The sequence below is a fragment of the Microcystis panniformis FACHB-1757 genome, assembly GCF_001264245.1.
Lineage (GTDB): Bacteria > Cyanobacteriota > Cyanobacteriia > Cyanobacteriales > Microcystaceae > Microcystis > Microcystis panniformis.
Genome location: NZ_CP011339.1, coordinates 4,796,187 through 4,814,700 on the forward strand (window position 1 = coordinate 4,796,187; position 18,514 = coordinate 4,814,700).

The window sequence follows — 18,514 nt, forward strand, 5'->3', positions numbered from 1 at the left end:
GTAAGATACCTGCCAAGAATAAGGAAAAATGGTATCAGATGCTCTATTAGAGATTAAGAAAAGCCGTCGTAGAACGACGGGGTTTTCAACCCAAATTTTCGCTCAATGTTCCGCTATGGTAAAAGGGTTACGGAGTCCTCCTAGCACCCGCACACCACACGAAAACCGTAGTAGTGGTAGGTGCTGACGCGCCTAGCGAAGAAGCTGCGGAAAGCGGAACGACAGAGACCTGGATTGCCGTACCAAGAACCGCCCCGTAATAGAGAACGATTATTATTCTCAGTAATCCACGCCGACCCGTCCTCTGGCGCTCCGGTATAGCTATCGTGCCAATCGTCCGCGCACCATTCCCAGACTTGCCCGTGCATATCGTAAAGTCCGAAAGCGTTGGGGGGAAACTGCCCGACGGGAGTGGTTTGTTGTCGATAAGTACCCTTTTTACCGTCGGCGTAGGTATAGTTTCCGTGATAGTTCGCTATTTCGGTGGAGAGGGTAGCCCCGAAAGCAAAAGGAGTGGTCGTTCCTGCGCGACAAGCGTATTCCCACTGTGCCTCGCTGGGGAGATGATAATCTTTCTGAGTAAGCTTGGATAGCCGTTTACAGAATTCTACGGCTTGATACCAGTTCACACACTCTACCGGTCGATTATTTCCCTTGAAGTACGAGGGGTCGAGGGATAGGTCGATGTCGATTTTCGCCTGAGATGCGATGATTCGCCATTGCTCTTGGGTAATGGGATATTTGCCCATGTAGAAAGAGGGAACGGTGACTCGATGCTGCGGTTTTTCGTAGTTATGCCCCTCACCATCGGGCGATCCCATGAGGAAAGTACCGCCAGGGATATAGACTATTTCTAGGTCGATATTATTGCCGAGGTTTTCGCTCTTTTGAAAACCTTTTCCCAGGCGAGGTTTGATTATATTCCCTCTGGGATCAACGGTGATGATCTCGAAGGAGAATTCTTTCCCTTTTTCCTCCTCCTGACTACAATCTTCCTCTTCTACTCCCCGCTTATTTTCCTCTCGCTCTTTTTCTTCCTCAAATCGTCTTGCTAATTGCTGTTCGTAGGCTTCTCGAACTTTCTTTTGCTTGGCTTTAAGAAGATCGCTATAGGGTTGAATTAACTCTTTTTCGATCTCGATATTCGGTAAGCGGACTTCGTAGTAGGGATCGAGATTTAGATAATAAATATCGATATAAAAAGCCAAGAGAATTTGGTGAATTTTGATAATTACCGCTCTAATAATCAAGAGGATTTCATCTTCGGTTTTTCCTGCCTTTAATAATTCCCGTTCTACTTCTCGCCAATTCCATTCGATCGGTGAGAAAGACATCGCTTGCTTATCCTGCATTTTCCAAGAGGCAACTCGAAAGGTCACGGCATCCGATCGAATGTCTGTATAGATTATATATACAGGTACGCAGGACAACAAACTATGTAACCGTTCGATTTCGATTTCCTCGATTGGTTGCTTGAAATAATCTCCAAAAAATTTAACGGGATATAGTTGATCATTAACTGAATAGTAATCCGCAAGAAAAGAACTCACCTTTCGCATCTCTAGCTTGAAATCTAACTTCCTCATGGCAGCTAGGGAGCGATCGCTCGCTACACTGGGTAAACAGGCTAATATCAAGAGAGTTTGTTGGTATTTCTTGAGAATCTGCTCGGTTTCAAAGCGACTCAACTGCGATAACCATGTATCTTTGTCCCACTCAGCTTGAATTTCTTGCAGCTTTAACTCAATTTCTTTTTCTTGCTGTTCTCTTAGTAGTTCTTGCCGTAGATAACTCAGGTTACGTTGTTCTTTTTGGATGGCGATTTTGATTTCTTTCAATTCAAGAGAAAGATTTTCTAAACCGATTCTTTCCCTAGGGATTTCATTATCTGTTTCTTGTTGCACCAATTTGCACTTGAATTGGTGCAACGCCAATTCAAGTGCGAATTGGCGTTGTTTTCTTTGCAGTTGTAGGGATTGATTATCGAGTTCCAGCTTTTTTTTGTAGTAAGATAACTCGGCTTTTTTGACTTCGCTATTATTTTCCACTACGGAGGCACCATGACGAGATGCTTGATCATCATTAGATAGAAGGCGCTCCATCAGCTTCAGTGCCACCCGGGAGATACCAACAACAATTTGCTCGATCATTACCGCATCCATTAGACTAACTCCTCATACTGTAGTGTTTTCATGTCCACACCTATCGATGATTACGACTTCTCTGATTGTAATTATTAACTGACTTTTTGGGAAAAAACTTGGCTCTTCTCGACTTTGTGTGATAATTTTTGCTTATGGAATCGTGAAATGCTTATCGGGCAAGACTTTTAGGGCTATTTTGCGGATATTCTATCAGTATAGACCTCGTTTCCACACAGAAACCAGAAGAGCCAAAAACTTGGCTCTTCTCGACTTTGTGTGATAATTTTTGCTTATGGAGTCGTGAAATGCTTATTGGGCAAGACTTTTAGGGCTATTTTGCGGATATTCTATCAGTATAGACCTCGTTTCCACACAGAAACCAGAAGAGCCAAAACTGTATAAGCTGATTCGGACAAAGGACAAAGCGATCGAGAATTTTGATAATGTCTTTGCCAGATAATTGTTTCAGATTAGGCATATTCTGGCTGTCACTCAAATGTAATCTGTAGAGAAGGTTTGCAACTAGATCGAACTCCCTGGGTTCCTCTCTCTCTAAATTCAATAAAATAGCTTCTTGGAGATTATTAAACCACCTCGTCTCAGGTATTTCCCCAGGTAACAATCGAAATTTCCACGCATTCACCTACCTATCCTTGTTGTTCACCAGAACGAATAATTGCGTTAACTTTTGGACTTAATTTTGTCATAATTGCTCATGTTTATTTTTTGCTTATTTAGATTTATGGCAATCGAGCAAGGGACGGGTCATTGATCCATTCTAATTGACTTTTCCCTAAGTAAGTAGTTATCATTGAATTGAAGATAGATTTTGCCTTTGATCCCCCCTTAGTGCTAGGGTCGTTTCATTGTCTCTTATGTCATTCTCTCAAATCTTTATCTGGCAACGTTTTTAGTCGATTTCTCGGAAATACATATCTAAAAATTTTTAAAAACGTCGTGCTTTGCTTACCGCATAAGCGATTAAACGTAGCAAAAAAAAGAATTAGATTCGGAGAATGAATCAGCCCTACCAAGCGTTTAGGTCTAACGACCAGCTTCCAATATGCCCTATCGTAGCTTTTTTGAGTATATTCAATGCCGCCATTTTGTCTCTATCTTCTACATACCCACAGAAACAAACATGGGTTCTAACCGATAGAGATTTTTGGATTAACCGACCACAATTAAAGCACTCTTGACTTGTATAGGCCCGATTAACTGGGGAGCATCTCACCTTTGTAACCCCTAAATCAGGTTTTTATGTCAAGCTATTTTGAAAGCCTTGCTAGAAAACAGTTTTAGGGATAAGTATAATTACTCACTTGCATAAATGAGATGCTCCCTTGCCATTGTTATAGAACCTAAGAATAGCAGTCCAAGTCCGTTCGCAAGCCTGTTGACAAGCTGTAGAGTTAAGGTCTTGAACAAAAGGGTATTCACTCCTTAATTGAGTGACATATTTATATATATCCTTTTGTCCTACACCTTTATTGTCTTCCCAATATCTAAGACATTTATTCCGAACAAACTGTACTGTCTGAATAGCCTCATCAATGGCTTGATATTGAGATGGTTTTCCTTTAAGCTTGTACTCTAAAACAAACATTTTGCGCTATCGAACCAACGATAACCAACTATTCTAGCATACTAAAATTAAATTGACAACTATAGATTAGAGTTATTCTTAGCCGTGCTTCGCTGTTTCTATGTTGGCGGAACTTTTCATCTCCGAGGTAAAACCGAGGGTTCCTTCAAGCCGACATTTAAGGTAAAAACGACGCAATTGAACCTAAGCAAGAGTCAACCATTGTCCCAAAAACCCTATCAAACGAAACCGCCTTAAGAATTGCCCTGGCATCGAAAGCTTTGCCCAGGACTTCGAGCGCCGATCTGTTCGATGCCCTTTACAATTGTCTGGGGGAAGATATCAACGAAACCAACCTTAATCAAATCACTGTCACCAATTTAAAAACCGCCTTCGGTCAAACCTACGAATTAGATGGAGAAGAAGATGGAGAAGATGCCGATGCCAACGATATCGCCCATTTAAAAGAAGCGGTGCGAATTCTCTGGGGTGAAATCGAGGATGACGAGCATCAGCACCCATTGCCTCCTATCGAATTCTACAGTGAAGGGGAAATGCCCCAGTCAATCCGGGTGGCCGTGGCTTCTAATAGCGGTGAAAATCTTGACGGTCATTTTGGTTCCTGTTTGCGCTATCTGGTCTATCAATTAGGGTCTGCTGAAAAAGTTTTTCCTGGGGGTAGGAGTCAGTAGCCGGTCGTCAGGAGTCAGTAGCCGGTCGTTTCAGGCTTTGTTGCCTTGTTTTTTGTACCAAGCGATGTACTACAAGGAGAATAATGCAAGGTTTTTGAGGGTTCCAATCCGATTTTCTAGCACTAACATCGGATTTTAACAGGTCAAAAGCCTTATTTTAAAAGGGTTTTACCATTATTCAGCAAGCTCCAATTATCGGCCACGCAGATGAAGTTAATTGATGTGCGTTCTGCCTTGGCAGCGGCCCTTCAGGAAGATAAAAATGGTTATCGGCTTAGTCTGATCAAAGATTGTCAGGCAATCTTCGTGGTGTCTATCGGCGGACCGGCCGCCGCTAAGATGATTCAAGGTGGTGTTTATCCGGTGAAAAAAGATGCAGGTGGTCAAGCGCGGGAAATTTTGGCGGATTTACAGCGAGTGATTCAAACTTCGCCGCCACCCTGGATGGCCAAAGCTCTCGGCGTGGCTGATGGGCAAAGAGTGAAAAATTACAAGGGTTCTTAATATTAATTAACAATAATCTCGTCGGTGCTGTCGGGTTGGTTTATTTCCGTTAGGGTTTGCCAACCTGATTGCCAGAGATTCGCGTCTTGCAACTGTTTAGCATTAATCCAGAAGCGGACAGTCGGATCGCAGGAAGCGACTAATTCGGCAAAAACCCATTGACCGCGATTTTGACGATTGACCACTTGAAAATGTCGCCAGCCCCATGTTTTTTGTTTTGCCGTCCATTTTGATCCCAAGAGATGGGGATATTTCTGTTTTTTGGGCATAAAAGTTAAGACACCTGAGTTCGGGATAGGCGAAAACCCTTATATTATCCTAGTTTGCCAACCCGATTTTTTTCCGGTAGCCAAGGAGAGGAAAAATGATCGGGGCGCTTAAGTGCGCCCCAGTTTTGGCTAATAACCGCGCCAAACACCAACCAAAACCCCTTGCACCTGTACTTGTTCAGTATTGGCTGTAATTGGTTGATATTTTTGATTGGAGGGTTGGAGAGTGATGATTTCGCCTTCTTGGTAGAAACGTTTTAAAGTAGTGCCGTGGCCTTCGACTCTGGCGGCGACGATTTCCCCATTGGACACCGCTTCATTACCCGTGAGAGAACGCATAATCACCAGATCCCCATCGGCAATATGATCCTCGATCATACTGTCTCCGGAAACGCGCAGAGCATAACAGTCTTGACTGCGTTGCAACAGGTTAGAAAGATCGAGTTTTTCTTCCACATCGGTGAAGGGTTCCACTAAACCACCAGCAGCGATTACACCTAGAACTGGTAAACCTTGCACTGGTTGTTTGAGAATCCGCAGGGTGCGTGCTTTTCCTTCTGTCCAATCAATATAGCCTTTGGTGCGTAAACGTTCTAAACGGCTTTGAATCGGTGCGGGAGAGCGTAAATTCATCGCTCGCATCATTTGCCGGATGGAAGGGGCGTGTTGAGTAGTACGAATATACTCAATCAGCCAGTCGTACAACTCCTGTTGCGCTTGAGTAAGGGATTCGAGGTTAGTCATGATCTATTTTCCTACCCTTGGGTTAAGATAATTTGTACTTTAGTTCATTTGTGTTTAACCTAGTACATCTTAACTTCATCGGCTGACTAAATCAACTGGTTATTAGATCTCTTGCAAAAATCAAAAATTGTCGTGCTTGGTTAGGAGACTCCGAGACAGGAGACTCCGAGACAGGAGACTCCGAGACAGGAGACTCCGAGACAGGGGATTATTTCTATTTATTCTTCCGACACCCCACACCCCACACCCCACACCCTGCCCCCAGGAAAAACTTTTTGCCGCAAACCCTAATTAATAATTCATAATTCCTTCTCCCTGCTAATAGACAGTCTTAATGAGTAATTTAGATAGTCAACAGCTTATCTTCTGACCTAGCACTTTTTTTAAAAAAGTATCATTAATTTTTATCTCAATTCTGAATATTAATTAATCTCAGGGTCGGTTGCGGGCAAACTCAGCAGCGTATTAAGAAAAAATAACGAATTGCTAGAAAGCCGAGAATCTGGATAATGATCGAGGTGGGGACAGAAAAATTGCTCTACTTAAGCCTGTCTGCCGTAAGCGTCCAATAGTAGATAGGGAGTCAAAAGCGACGCTCAAGAAAGTCCTTCGGTTGTCAGGGAAACGAGAGGATATTTAGTGCGAAATTGAGCCGTAAAAAAACTTAAAATCCCGACAAATATCGTAAAAACTAAGGGGAACACATGACCACAAAAACCTATGCAACCATAGATGGTAACGAAGCTGTTGCACGCGTTGCCTATCGTCTCAGTGAAGTGATCGCTATTTATCCTATCACTCCCTCCTCGCCTATGGGTGAATGGTCCGATAGTTGGGCCGCCGAACGCAGAGCTAATCTCTGGGGAACCATTCCTTCCGTAATCGAAATGCAGAGCGAAGGTGGGGCAGCGGGAACCCTGCACGGAGCGCTACAAACAGGCTCTTTAACTACCACTTTCACCTCCTCCCAGGGATTATTATTAATGCTCCCCAACTTCTACAAAATTGCGGGGGAATTAACCTCTTCAGTGGTCCATGTGGCGGCCCGTGCTTTAGCAGCCCAAGGGTTGTCAATTTTTGGGGATCATAGTGATGTTATGTCTGCCAGAAGTACGGGTTGGGCTATGTTAGCGGCTAATTCCGTTCAAGAAGCTCATGATCTGGCAGCAATCGCCACAGCTACCACCCTAGAAACGCGGCTTCCTTTCCTACACTTTTTTGATGGTTTTCGTACCAGTCATGAGGTGCAAAAAGTCGAATTAATTAGCGATGAAATTCTCAAAGAACTGATAGATGAAGACCTAATTATTGCCCATCGTCAAAGAGCTTTAACTCCCGATCAACCGGTGTTACGAGGCACAGCACAAAATCCCGATGTTTATTTCCAGGCAAGGGAAAGCGTCAATCCTTTCTATCATGCTTGTCCCGATATCGCTCAAAAAATTATGGATCGTTTTGCCCAATTAACAGGACGGCAATACCATCTTTATGAATACCACGGTGCGCCCGATGCCGAAAGAGTGATTATTCTAATGGGATCGGGAGGAGAAACCGTCCATGAAACTGTGGATTATCTCAATCAAAATGGGTCTAAAGTTGGGGTTTTAAAAGTTCGTCTTTATCGTCCCTTCGCCGCCGACAAATTACTGGCAGCTTTGCCCACCACAGTGAAAAAAATAGCCGTTTTAGATCGCTGTAAAGAACCCGGCGCCGGGGGCGATCCGCTATATTTAGACGTGGTAAATGCCTTTATGGAAGAGTACGAAGGCAAGCTGCCGAAAATTGTGGGAGGACGCTACGGTTTATCTTCCAAAGAATTTACTCCCGCCATGGTTGCTGGTATATTTGATAACTTAAGTCTCGACAAACCCAAAAATCACTTCACTATTGGTATCGTTGACGATCTCACCTTTTCCAGTCTGGAATATGACCGCAGTTTTTCCACCGAACCAGACAAAGTAGTGCGGGCGGTTTTCTACGGTTTAGGTTCCGATGGTACGGTGGGAGCTAACAAAAATTCAATTAAAATTATCGGTGAAGATACTGATAATTATGCCCAGGGTTATTTCGTCTATGATTCCAAAAAATCTGGGTCTGTCACCGTTTCTCACCTACGCTTTGGACCGGAGCCGATTCGCTCTACCTATTTAATCACCGATGCTAACTTTATCGCCTGTCATCAGTGGGAATTTGTCGAACAATTTGACCTGCTAGAAACCGCTAAACCGAACTCAATTTTCCTCCTCAATAGTCCCTATCTACCGGAGGAGGTATTTAGTCACTTACCGCGCCATCTCCAGCAAACTATCATCGACAAAAATCTGCAAGTTTATACGATTAATGCCACTCAAGTGGCCAAAGAAGCGGGGATGGGCAGCCGGATTAATACCGTGATGCAGGTGTGTTTCTTTGCCCTAGCGGGGGTTTTGTCTCGGGAAGATGCGATCGCACAAATCAAAAAAGCCATCCGCAAGACCTACGGCAAGAAAGGCGAAGAAATCGTGCAGATGAACATCAAGGCTGTGGATTCTGCCCTAGAACACCTCTATCAAGTGCCAATTCCCGCCACTGTCACCCCTGAAGCTTTTGAATTAAGACCCCCAATTCCCGACACTGCACCCGCTTTCGTCCGAGAAGTCCTCGGCAAAATTATCGCCCGTCACGGGGAGGAATTGCCCGTTAGCGCCCTTCCCAACGATGGGACCTATCCCACCGCCACTAGCCAATGGGAAAAACGCAATATTGCCCAAGAAATACCCGTTTGGGATGCAGATGTCTGTGTTCAGTGCGGTAAATGCGTTCTTGTTTGTCCCCACGCCGTTATTCGCTCGAAAGTCTATGATGAGGCCGAATTAGCCACGGCCCCGGAAACCTTTAAAGTCGCTAATGCCAAGGATCACGACTGGAAAGGGCTAAAATTCACCATCCAAGTGGCCGCCGAAGATTGTACCGGTTGCGGTCTCTGCGTTGATGTTTGCCCCGCTAAAAACAAATCGCAACCACGTCTAAGGGCGATTAATATGGCTCCCCAACTGCCGCTGCGGGAACAGGAACGAGTTAACTGGGATTTCTTCCTTAATTTGCCTAATCCAGACCGATTAAGCCTAAATCTCAACAAAATTAACCATCAGCAAATGCAGGAACCTCTCTTTGAGTTTTCCGGTGCTTGTGCTGGTTGTGGTGAGACTCCCTACGTTAAATTAGTCAGTCAGCTATTTGGCGATCGCATGATAGTGGCTAATGCCACCGGTTGTTCATCTATCTACGGAGGTAATTTACCGACAACACCCTGGGCAGTTAATGCCGAAGGTCGCGGGCCGGCCTGGTCGAATTCCCTCTTTGAAGATAATGCCGAATTTGGCTTAGGATTCCGGGTTTCCATCGATAAACAGGCAGAATTTGCCGCCGAACTGTTAGCAACCCTCGCTAGTGAAATCGGAGAAAGTCTAGCGGCAGATATTCTCAATTGTCACCAAGTCGATGAAGCGGAAATTTACGAACAACGGCAACGGGTAGAGGCCTTAAAATCCCGTTTAGGGCAATTAACCCCGACCACGCAGGTGAAAATGTTGTTATCCGTGGCCGATTATCTGGTCAAGAAAAGCGTCTGGATTGTCGGGGGTGACGGTTGGGCCTACGACATCGGTTATGGCGGCTTAGATCACGTTTTAGCTAGTGGTCGCAATGTGAATATTTTGGTCATGGATACGGAAGTTTACTCGAATACGGGCGGCCAGGCCTCGAAAGCTACTCCTCGCGCCGCCGTAGCTAAATTTGCTTCTGGTGGCAAACCAGGACCGAAAAAAGACCTCGGTTTAATGGCCATGACCTACGGTAACGTCTATGTGGCCAGCGTGGCTATGGGGGCAAAAAACGAGCAAACTATCAAAGCTTTCCTAGAAGCGGAAGCTTATAACGGGCCATCGTTAATTATCGCCTATTCTCACTGTATTGCTCACGGGATCAACATGACCACCGCCATGAACCATCAAAAAGAAGTGGTGGAAAGCGGTCGCTGGTTAATGTACCGTTATCATCCCGATTTAGCTAAAGAAGGCAAAAATCCCCTACAATTGGACAGCCGTGCGCCTAAGCTTACCGTAGCGCAAACTCTCTACTCGGAGAATCGCTTTAAGATGTTGGCCACCAGTAAGCCCGAGGAAGCTAAACGTCTGCTCAAAGAAGCACAAGCAGATGTGGATACGCGCTGGCAAATGTATCAGTACTTAGCAGCAAAAGGTACAGGGAGCAAGGAATAGTTATGAATCTACACACTACCTACATGGGTTTACAATTGCGATCGCCGCTAGTCATCGGTGCGGCCGCACCCTTGAGCGAGGATATCGACAATATCAAGAGAATGGAAGACTTTGGGGCCGCTGCCGTGGTTTTACACTCCTTTTTCGAGGAGCAGATTAAACAGGAAAGACTGGCTCTACACCATCATTTTACCCACGGAGCCGAGAGTTTTGCGGAAGCTTTGACTTATTTTCCCGAACCGGAGGTTTTTCACGTTGGTTCCGACGAATATCTCAACCATATTCGCAAAGCCAAAGAAATGGTCGATATTCCCATTATTGCCAGTCTCAACGGTGAGACCTCTGGGGGATGGTTAGAGTATGCCATTCAAATTCAACAAGCGGGCGCTGATGCTTTGGAGTTGAATGTTTATTATGTTCCCAACGACCTGGAATTAACCGGAAATCACGTCGAACAAAACTATATTGATATCCTCAAAATTGTCAAATCGGAGGTATCAATTCCCGTCTCGATGAAGTTAAGTCCCTACTTTAGCAATACGGCCAATATGGCTAAACAATTAGCGGAAGCGGGGGCCGATGGGTTGGTATTATTTAACCGTTTCTATCAGCCAGATATCGACTTAGACACCTTAGATGTTCACCCCAATATTATCCTCAGTAATCCCCAAGCAATGCGTTTACCCCTGCGCTGGATTGCCATGCTTTATGGTCGTGTACCGACGGATTTTGCCGCTACCAGTGGTATTCATAACGCCCTCGACGTGATCAAAATGATGATGGTGGGGGCAAAAGCGACCATGTTAGTTAGTGTTTTATTACGCCACGGTTTGGAGGAAATTACCAAGATCGAACAGGGTTTATTGCATTGGTTGGAGGAAAATGAATACGAATCGATCGAGCAGTTAATTGGCAGTATGAGTCAAATGAATTGCCCAGATCCGAGTGCTTTTGAACGGGTACAGTATATGAAAGCTCTGCAAAGTTACGAACCTGTTTGGAAACGTTTTCAAACCACCAGTAAATAAAAGTGGGAAGCTTTTTTCAGTGATCAGTAAACAGTAATCAGTAATCAGTAATCAGTGAACTGAAAACTTAAGTAGGTAGGCGTTAAAAATTATCAGACACCCCCCTTATCAAGGGGGATCGGCACCCCCCTTATCAAGGGGGGACTAAGGGGGGATCGGCACCCCCCTTATCAAGGGGGGACTAAGGGGGGATCGGCACCCCCCTTATCAAGGGGGGACTAAGGGGGGATCGGCACCCCCCTTATCAAGGGGGGACTAAGGGGGATCGGCACCCCCCTTATCAAGGGGGGACTAAGGGGGGATCAAACCTAAAATCCATTTTTAATTTAATTATAACCAGCTACTTAACTGAAAACTGAAAACTTACATCTGATAACTGATAACTGATAACTGATAACTGACAAAAAAATCCTGGAGGATATAACCATGAACGAGAATCAAAACAAAAAAATTGGTATTCTGACCAGTGGTGGCGATTGCCCAGGGTTAAATGCGGTAATTCGTGCCGTGGTGAAAGCATCAAAACTAAAGGGTTGGGATGTGTACGGCATTCCCTACGGGACCGACGGTTTTATGCAGATTGCCGAGGGAAAATATCACCCCCAAGATTTGATCCTGACTCACCATGGCTATAACCTACCCGGAGTCTTGAAAGGATTAGACGTTTTGCAGTTTCTTAGTGGTAGTGTTTTGGGTTCTTTGAGCAAGGGACATCCTGAAAACCCAGAAATTGCTGCGAAAATCCTGCAAGGATACGAAATGCTGGGATTAGATGCCCTGATCGTCGTCGGGGGCGATGGGAGCGTCGATATCATCTACGATCTCGCCCAGAAGGGCAATTGGAATATTATCGCAGTTCCCAAAACCATCGATAATGATGTTCCCTATACGGAATGGTCCGTCGGTTTTACCACTGCCGTGGATATCGTCACCCAAGCTTTGTATGATCTCACCTTTACCGCCGCTAGTCACGAAAGGGTGATGATTGTGCAGGTGATGGGTAGAGATGCCGGTCATTTAGCCCTTCATGCGGGGATTGCTGGGGGTGCCGATGCGATTTTTATTCCCGAATTAACCCCGGCTCTCACTCCCGAAATTATCGACGGTTGTTGTCGTCATTTGGCACAATTACGCGCCCAAGGTCGTAAATTCGCTCTCATTGTCATTTCTGAAGGAGTTAAAAACGAAGATAACCAAAAAGAGAAGTATATTGGCGATTATTTAGAAAAATTAATAGTTGACAAAACTCGCTCTTTGTGCGTTACCGATCCCGTCTTCTGTTATCTCAATTCCATGGATGTGCGGGCCATGTCTTTGGGACACCTGCAAAGAAGTCGTCCTCCTTTGGCCATGGATCGACTGTTAGCCACGGCTTTCGGCATTAAGGCCGTAGAATTAATCGAACAGGGAAAACTCGATCGCGTGGTGATTTGGCGCGGGGGACAAGTGCGTAGTCTGCCCCTGAAACCGGTGATCAAAATTATCAAACAATGTCATCAAGAGCATCGCTGTGCCTATCCCGTGGATCCTGATGGTTTTATCGTGAAAACAGCCCGTTCTTTGGGAATTTACCTAGGGGAAAATACCACAACCGAGACGGCAGTGGTTCCGGAAGCTGTGGAGGTGTTGGTTTAGTTATAATAAAGCGAGAAGGGTTGCTAATACTTTCTCGCTTTATTAATTGGTTAAAATTAGGCATTTCTAAACGCTACAATTACGGTAGATACTGACAGCTACTGTCGCAATAAAGAAACTTTTTAAAAGAGTGTAATTAGGGCTTGCTGAATAAATGTGAAATATAGACGAGGTAAGGGTTTTAGGGGCCTATTTTGCGAAACAGGTGCAAGATTTTGAGAGAATCGTGGTTGAAAACCTTACATCTTCGGGGCGAAGCATTCGGGCATAACCTATCGCTGAAACCGTAGATTTCCTATCCGAATGCTTCGCCCGTACTTTTTCAGCCAGCCCTAATTAAGTAGCTGGTTATAATTAAATTTAAAATGGATTTTAGGTTCGATCCCCCCTGCCCCCCTTGATAAGGGGGGTGCCGATAGGCGGGGGGATCTGACAACTTTTAACGCCTACCTACTTAATTTTCTGAGCATAAACTTTTATTATCGGCCCGCGTCCTGTAGGGGCGAAGCATTCGGGCAATAACCTATCGGTGAAACCAGAGATTTTCTATCCGAATGCTTCGCCCGTACTTTTTGCCGCAAACCCTACATAAAGACTTCTACCATCAGTGATGAGGTTATAAGATTGAACTATTGGACAAGCTTCAATGAGATGTCTAATCTCTTAAAAATAGTCATTAATCAACAAATTCTATCTCCTCAATTTCTTCTTTGTCTTGCAGTAAAGCTTCTAGCATCCAAGCTTCTCCCATCCATTCATCAAAGTCTAAGGTATGCTGCAATTCATTGTTTTCAAATCGTCTGAGAAATTCTTGTGTCTGCATTTGATACTTAAGTAGGTAGGCGTTAAAAATCATCAGATGCCCCCCTTATTAAGGGGGGATTAAGGGGGATCCCCCCGCCTATCGGCACCCCCCTTATCAAGGGGGATCCCCCCGCCTATCGGCACCCCCCTTATCAAGGGGGATCCCCCCGCCTATCGGCACCCCCTTATCAAGGGGGATCCCCCCGCCTATCGGCACCCCCCTTATCAAGGGGGATCCCCCCGCCTATCGGCACCCCCCTTATCAAGGGGGATCCCCCCGCCTATCGGCACCCCCCTTATCAAGGGGGGCAGGGGGGATCGAACCTAAAATCCATTTTTAATTTAATTATAACCAGCTACTTATTTTCAAACAGAGTTATTCGTTCTTGGGTGCGCTTAATTCCTTCTTGAAGTTCTTGCAGTCTTTCGGTTAATGCGTCTTCAATAAATTTTTTTAAGGAGTTTAGATGTTTAGAACTCAGTTTTACTTCAGCCATAATGCTTCCGAGTTGATAATCGCTGCTGTTTGCCATTCGTCAGTCCATCCTAATTCTAGTTCATCTACTGCTAAAAAAGCTTGGGCGAGTTCTTCTGCTTCTTGTTGTTGTCGCCATTGTTGTAAAATTGAGGCGATGAAAATGCTTTTATCTTCTACTTTCTGGTCTAGGTAATTAACCAGTTCATCAGGTAAAGAAATGGAGATTTTAGCCATTGTTATCTCTTTAGCTATTTGATTCTAATATAGACTATTTTGATTGAGCTAAAATAACAGAATTAAGGGGGAAAGATTCAGTTTCTAAAGGAGTTAAATCAACAATTTGACTAGCTTGATCAATATCAATTCCAACTAATTTTCCTTCGCTATCAAAATCTAAAACAATATCAGGGGCGATTTCTTGAGAATCGGTGCTTGTTTTTTCTGATAGGCTAATGTATAGAGAATCGGTTTCAGGATAATAACTAAATTTCATTTTTTACTCCTTAAAGTTACGATCTGGGAAGGCGTTATAAATGGTTTCTCCATCATCTAGAGTGACAACTCGCAAGTATTTTCCTAATTCGGGAATGTATAACCAATGACGAATGCGTCCATTTGGTTCTATTTCTCGTCTAACTGGATTCTGAATAGCCTGTTGACACCATTCTCGCTTAAGATAGGGTCTTTTGACCAAGACTTGTTCTTCAAAGTAGCGGGTAGTTTTCATTCATCATTTTTCTGATCGATTCCTTCTATCATAATTTTAACGAAATTTAGATAAATTTCCCCAGATACTAAATTCTCCCCCCTTTTTAAGGGGGCAGGGGGGGATCAAATCCCATCACACAAACCCCTATCCTCCTCCCTGACACCAGAATTAGGATTGTGCAAATAAACCCGCACCCAATCGCAACTACGCTCCATTAAAGCATCTAAATTCAATAAATTCGAGTCTGTTTCTACCTTCCAGAGTTTGATAGTGTTGTCCCAACTACCGCTCACCAAAGTCTCGCCGTTGGGACTAAAATTAACGCTTCTGACACGGCTATCATGCCCATGGAGGGTGCGGATTTCTTGGCCTGTTTCTACATCCCAGAGTTTGATAGTTTTGTCATCACTACCGCTCACCAAAGTCTTGCCGTTAGGACTAAAATTAACGCTTCTGACAGGGCCATCATGCCCCTCGAAGGTGTGGATTTCTTTGCCTGTTTTTACATCCCAGAGTTTGATAGTTTTGTCATAACTACCGCTCACCAAAGTCTCGCCGTTGGGACTAAAATTAACGCTTCTGACAGGACCATCATGCCCCTTGAAGGCATAGGAGGTGTGGATTTCTTTGCCTGTTTTTACATCCCAGAGTTTGATAGTTTTGTCATTACTACCGCTCACCAAAGTCTTGCCGTCGGGACTAAAATTAACGCTTCTGACACGGTCATGATGCCCCTGGAAGCCATGGAAGGTGGGGATTTCCTTGCCTGTTTTTACATTCCAGAGTTTGATAGTCCCGTCCCAACTACCGCTCACCAAAGTCTCGCCGTTGGGACTAAAATTAACGCTTCTGACAAGGTCATCATGCTCCTTGAGGGTGTGGATTTTTTCGCCTGTTTTTACATCCCAGAGTATGATAGTTTTGTCATCACTACCGCTCACCAATGTCTTGCCGTCGCGACTAAAATTAACGCTTCTGACAGGGTAATTATGCCCCTTGAGGGTGCGGATTTCTTCGCCTGTTTTTACATCCCAGAGCTTGATAGTCCCGTCATCACTACTGCTCACCAAAGTCTTGCCCTCGTCAGGACTAAACTCAACGCTATTGACAAGGTCATCATGCCCCTTGAGGGTTTGGACTATTTCTACATTCCAGAGTTTGATAGTCCCGTCATCACTACCGCTCACCAAAGTCTTGCCCTCGTCAGGACTAAAATTAACGCTCCAGACAGGGCCTTCATGCCCCTTGAGGGTGAGGATTTCTTGGCCTGTTGACTCATTCCAGAGTTTGATGGTGTTGTCCCAACTACCGCTCACCAAAGTCTTGCCGTCGTGACTAAAATTAACGCTTCTGACACGGCTATTATGCCCTTGAGGGTGCGGATTTCTTGGGGTTTTTCTACATTCCAGAGTTTGATAGTCTTGTCACCACTACCGCTCACCAAAGTCTTACCGTCGTGACTAAAATTAACGCTATAGACAGGGCCATTATGCCCCTGGAAGGTGTGGAGTTTTTCGCCTGTTTCTACATCCCAGAGTATGATAGTCTTGTCACCACTACCGCTCACCAAAGTATTGCCGTCGCGACTAAAATTAACGCTATAGACAGGGCCACCATGCCCCTCGAAGGTGTGGAGTTTTTCGCCTGTTTCTACATCCCAGAGTATGATAGTCCCGTCATCACTACCGCTTACCAAAGTCTTGCCGTCGGGACTAAAATTAACGCTATTGACCCAGTTATCATGCCCCTTGAGGGTGCGGATTTCTTGGCCTGTTTCTACATTCCAGAGTTTGATAGTCTTGTCCTCACTACCGCTCACCAAAGTCTTGCCGTCGGGACTAAAATTAACGCTTTGGACAGGGCTATCATGCCCTTCTAAGCGATTGCGTTCACTTTTCCAGTAGAGAAGTGCTTGTAAGGTATTCATCACCTCCTTGTCATATTTGTGTTGCTTTTGCAGGGTTTTTCCTGCTTTAATCGCTTCAACGAAAGCATCTAAGTCTTTTCCTTGAACAAACAAAGACCAGGAAGAAAACCCGCGAGCATTTGCTAGATTGAGTTCAGCTTGTCGCGTTTTTTGCCAAGCCATTAAACCCAAGCCCGTACTAACCACCACCGCTACCAAAGAACCCACCGCAATCCTTCGCGCTGTTCTAATTTTTTCATTTTTTTGACGTTCCGATTGACTAATACTCGCCTTAATAAACTCTATCGCCACAGGATCTAAATTAGGCAGAGAATTATTCTTTTGAAACTCAACAATTTTAGCCAACTTAGAACCGCCCCAAAGCTCACTACTCGCTTTTACTGCATCTTGCTTCTGTAAATCATCCCACTGTTTTGCATCAGCATATAAACGACTTCTCAGAACAATTATCTCCTCCTTTTCCCTAATTAAATCCTGTAACACTTGCCAACACCGCAACAATTCTTCATGTGCCACCTCAACCGTTGCTTTCCCGTCTTCTCCCTTACTCACCAAAAGACGATTATCTATCAATTGATAGAGAACCTCTCTTTGCATTTCCTCCTGTTCAAAACTCGATTTATCCGCCCTTCTGCTAACCGCTTTTTCCCCTTCTAAACTAATTAACTCTAGAAAAATTTCCTCTGCTGCTTTCCGTTGCTGTTCATTAAATTGACCATAAATTTTATCCGCTTGTTTTTCTAGCGCACCCGTTACCCCACCAATCTCTTGATAAGTCTTAATATTTAAAATCCGCTCTTGAATATGATTTTTTTGCCACAATAAATCTAACGTATATTGTAACAGAGGTAAAGAGCCAGCCTGTTCATAAAAATCGGCAATAATTTGATTAATTAATCCCTGTTCAAAAATTACCCCATTTCTCGCCGCCGGTTCAGCAATAGCTAATCTTAACTGACTTTCATCCATATCCGTTAACATCTTGCTATACTGATCATGGATTTTTCCTAAACTGGGATAAGGACTTAATTTATCTAAAAAATCCGCCCTTATCGTCATCACAATTTTGACTAAACTATCATTATTTTCAATTAATTTAATCAAACTTTTAATAAAAATATCTCTTTCCGTCTTCGGTGTACGAGTAAATAATTCCTCAAATTGATCAATAAAAATAAACCATAAATCAGAATTATTTTTTAATCCTTCAACCACCTTAATTAAAGTCTCTTCCTTAACAGCTTGTGCTAATTTCGCTTGGGATTGTGTATATCTATTTGCCAAAAGACAACCATAGAAAGACTCAAAAGGATTAACATCAGGAACAAAAGTTAAATTAACCAATTTATTCGCGCCAAAATCATCCTTTAACTTAGGAATTAAACCCGCTTGCACGAGAGAAGATTTACCGCTTCCTGACGCACCTAAAAGCAATAAAACATTCTTTTGCTTTAAATAATCGGTTAACTCAATAATCCAATTATCTCGCCCAAAAAACCTATCCTTGTCATCTACTTCAAACTTCCTTAAACCCAAATAAGGTGAACCCGTAATTAAGGGTTGAGACTGAATCTCAACTCCTGACTTTTGGGTAATAATATATTGATTGATTACACCCCCACTAATATCACCCGCAATTCCCTTAAATTCACCATCACCGCTAAGACCTTTAACATCACCCCCTATTTCTGAATAATAACTTTTATCAGTCATTTTTGCTACCCCAAAATTATTCT

At 44.0% G+C, this 18,514-nt stretch carries 14 protein-coding genes and 2 pseudogenes; 5 read left to right on the forward strand and 11 right to left on the reverse strand.

All coding sequences use genetic code 11. The features are described 5' to 3' along the window. Positions 1 to 140: 140 nt before the first annotated feature. The 3 genes and pseudogenes from VL20_RS22685 to VL20_RS22695 form a co-directional block, all read right to left on the reverse strand. Entirely contained in the window at positions 141 to 2,162 is a 2,022-nt protein-coding gene (locus VL20_RS22685; protein ID WP_052277894.1) for a formylglycine-generating enzyme family protein, read from the reverse strand. A 1,009-nt stretch (positions 2,163 to 3,171) separates the two neighbouring features. Then, positions 3,172 to 3,378 (reverse strand): zinc ribbon domain-containing protein, encoded by a 207-nt coding sequence (locus VL20_RS30145; protein WP_369800419.1) that lies wholly within the window; start codon positions 3,376 to 3,378, stop codon positions 3,172 to 3,174. A gap of 108 nt (positions 3,379 to 3,486) precedes the next feature. After that, positions 3,487 to 3,750: pseudogene (locus VL20_RS22695) on the reverse strand (transposase); the annotation flags it as partial. Between the two features lie 260 nt (positions 3,751 to 4,010). Between VL20_RS22695 and VL20_RS22700 the strand changes: the two are divergent. Further along, entirely contained in the window at positions 4,011 to 4,421 is a 411-nt protein-coding gene (locus VL20_RS22700) for a dinitrogenase iron-molybdenum cofactor N-terminal domain-containing protein (RefSeq protein ID WP_004161768.1), read from the forward strand. Positions 4,422 to 4,628: 207 nt separating this feature from the next. Beyond that, positions 4,629 to 4,925 (forward strand): NifB/NifX family molybdenum-iron cluster-binding protein, encoded by a 297-nt coding sequence (locus VL20_RS22705; RefSeq protein ID WP_004161767.1) that lies wholly within the window; start codon positions 4,629 to 4,631, stop codon positions 4,923 to 4,925. A 2-nt stretch (positions 4,926 to 4,927) separates the two neighbouring features. Here VL20_RS22705 and VL20_RS22710 read toward each other — a convergent pair whose 3' ends face one another. Further along, the gene (locus tag VL20_RS22710; protein ID WP_002797022.1) at positions 4,928 to 5,194 is read right to left on the reverse strand and encodes a TIGR02450 family Trp-rich protein; all 267 of its coding nucleotides are present in this window, start codon (positions 5,192 to 5,194) and stop codon (positions 4,928 to 4,930) included. A 129-nt stretch (positions 5,195 to 5,323) separates the two neighbouring features. Then, the gene (lexA, locus tag VL20_RS22715) at positions 5,324 to 5,938 is read right to left on the reverse strand and encodes a transcriptional repressor LexA (protein ID WP_052277896.1); all 615 of its coding nucleotides are present in this window, start codon (positions 5,936 to 5,938) and stop codon (positions 5,324 to 5,326) included. A 704-nt stretch (positions 5,939 to 6,642) separates the two neighbouring features. On the opposite strand from lexA, the gene nifJ reads away from it, so the two are divergent. The 3 genes from nifJ to VL20_RS22730 all read left to right on the forward strand — a co-directional run bounded on the left by nifJ (position 6,643) and on the right by VL20_RS22730 (position 12,860). After that, a complete protein-coding gene (gene nifJ / locus VL20_RS22720) occupies positions 6,643 to 10,197 on the forward strand; it encodes a pyruvate:ferredoxin (flavodoxin) oxidoreductase (RefSeq protein ID WP_052277897.1) in 3,555 nt (1,184 codons plus the stop codon). 2 nt (positions 10,198 to 10,199) lie between these two features. Continuing rightward, the gene (locus VL20_RS22725; RefSeq protein ID WP_052277898.1) at positions 10,200 to 11,225 is read left to right on the forward strand and encodes a dihydroorotate dehydrogenase-like protein; all 1,026 of its coding nucleotides are present in this window, start codon (positions 10,200 to 10,202) and stop codon (positions 11,223 to 11,225) included. Positions 11,226 to 11,651: 426 nt separating this feature from the next. Beyond that, positions 11,652 to 12,860 carry an ATP-dependent 6-phosphofructokinase gene (locus tag VL20_RS22730; protein WP_052277899.1) on the forward strand — a complete coding sequence of 403 codons (1,209 nt, stop codon included), beginning with the start codon at positions 11,652 to 11,654 and terminating at the stop codon, positions 12,858 to 12,860. 676 nt (positions 12,861 to 13,536) lie between these two features. On the opposite strand, the gene VL20_RS22735 is transcribed toward VL20_RS22730, so the two are convergent. The 6 genes and pseudogenes from VL20_RS22735 to VL20_RS22760 all read right to left on the reverse strand — a co-directional run bounded on the left by VL20_RS22735 (position 13,537) and on the right by VL20_RS22760 (position 18,491). Then, positions 13,537 to 13,683: a hypothetical protein gene (locus VL20_RS22735; RefSeq protein WP_004161760.1), complete on the reverse strand. Its 147-nt coding sequence runs from the start codon at positions 13,681 to 13,683 to the stop codon at positions 13,537 to 13,539. Between the two features lie 337 nt (positions 13,684 to 14,020). Continuing rightward, positions 14,021 to 14,161: a hypothetical protein gene (locus VL20_RS31505; RefSeq protein ID WP_162490494.1), complete on the reverse strand. Its 141-nt coding sequence runs from the start codon at positions 14,159 to 14,161 to the stop codon at positions 14,021 to 14,023. Beyond that, positions 14,149 to 14,376 (reverse strand): hypothetical protein, encoded by a 228-nt coding sequence (locus VL20_RS22740; RefSeq protein WP_052277900.1) that lies wholly within the window; start codon positions 14,374 to 14,376, stop codon positions 14,149 to 14,151. The genes VL20_RS31505 and VL20_RS22740 overlap by 13 nt, the downstream gene beginning before the upstream one ends. Before the next feature lie 34 nt (positions 14,377 to 14,410). Further along, the gene (locus tag VL20_RS22745; RefSeq protein WP_052277901.1) at positions 14,411 to 14,635 is read right to left on the reverse strand and encodes a DUF2283 domain-containing protein; all 225 of its coding nucleotides are present in this window, start codon (positions 14,633 to 14,635) and stop codon (positions 14,411 to 14,413) included. A gap of 3 nt (positions 14,636 to 14,638) precedes the next feature. Next, the gene (locus VL20_RS22750; protein WP_052277902.1) at positions 14,639 to 14,869 is read right to left on the reverse strand and encodes a hypothetical protein; all 231 of its coding nucleotides are present in this window, start codon (positions 14,867 to 14,869) and stop codon (positions 14,639 to 14,641) included. Between the two features lie 104 nt (positions 14,870 to 14,973). After that, positions 14,974 to 18,491, reverse strand: a pseudogene (locus VL20_RS22760) (nSTAND1 domain-containing NTPase). Positions 18,492 to 18,514 lie beyond the last annotated feature (23 nt).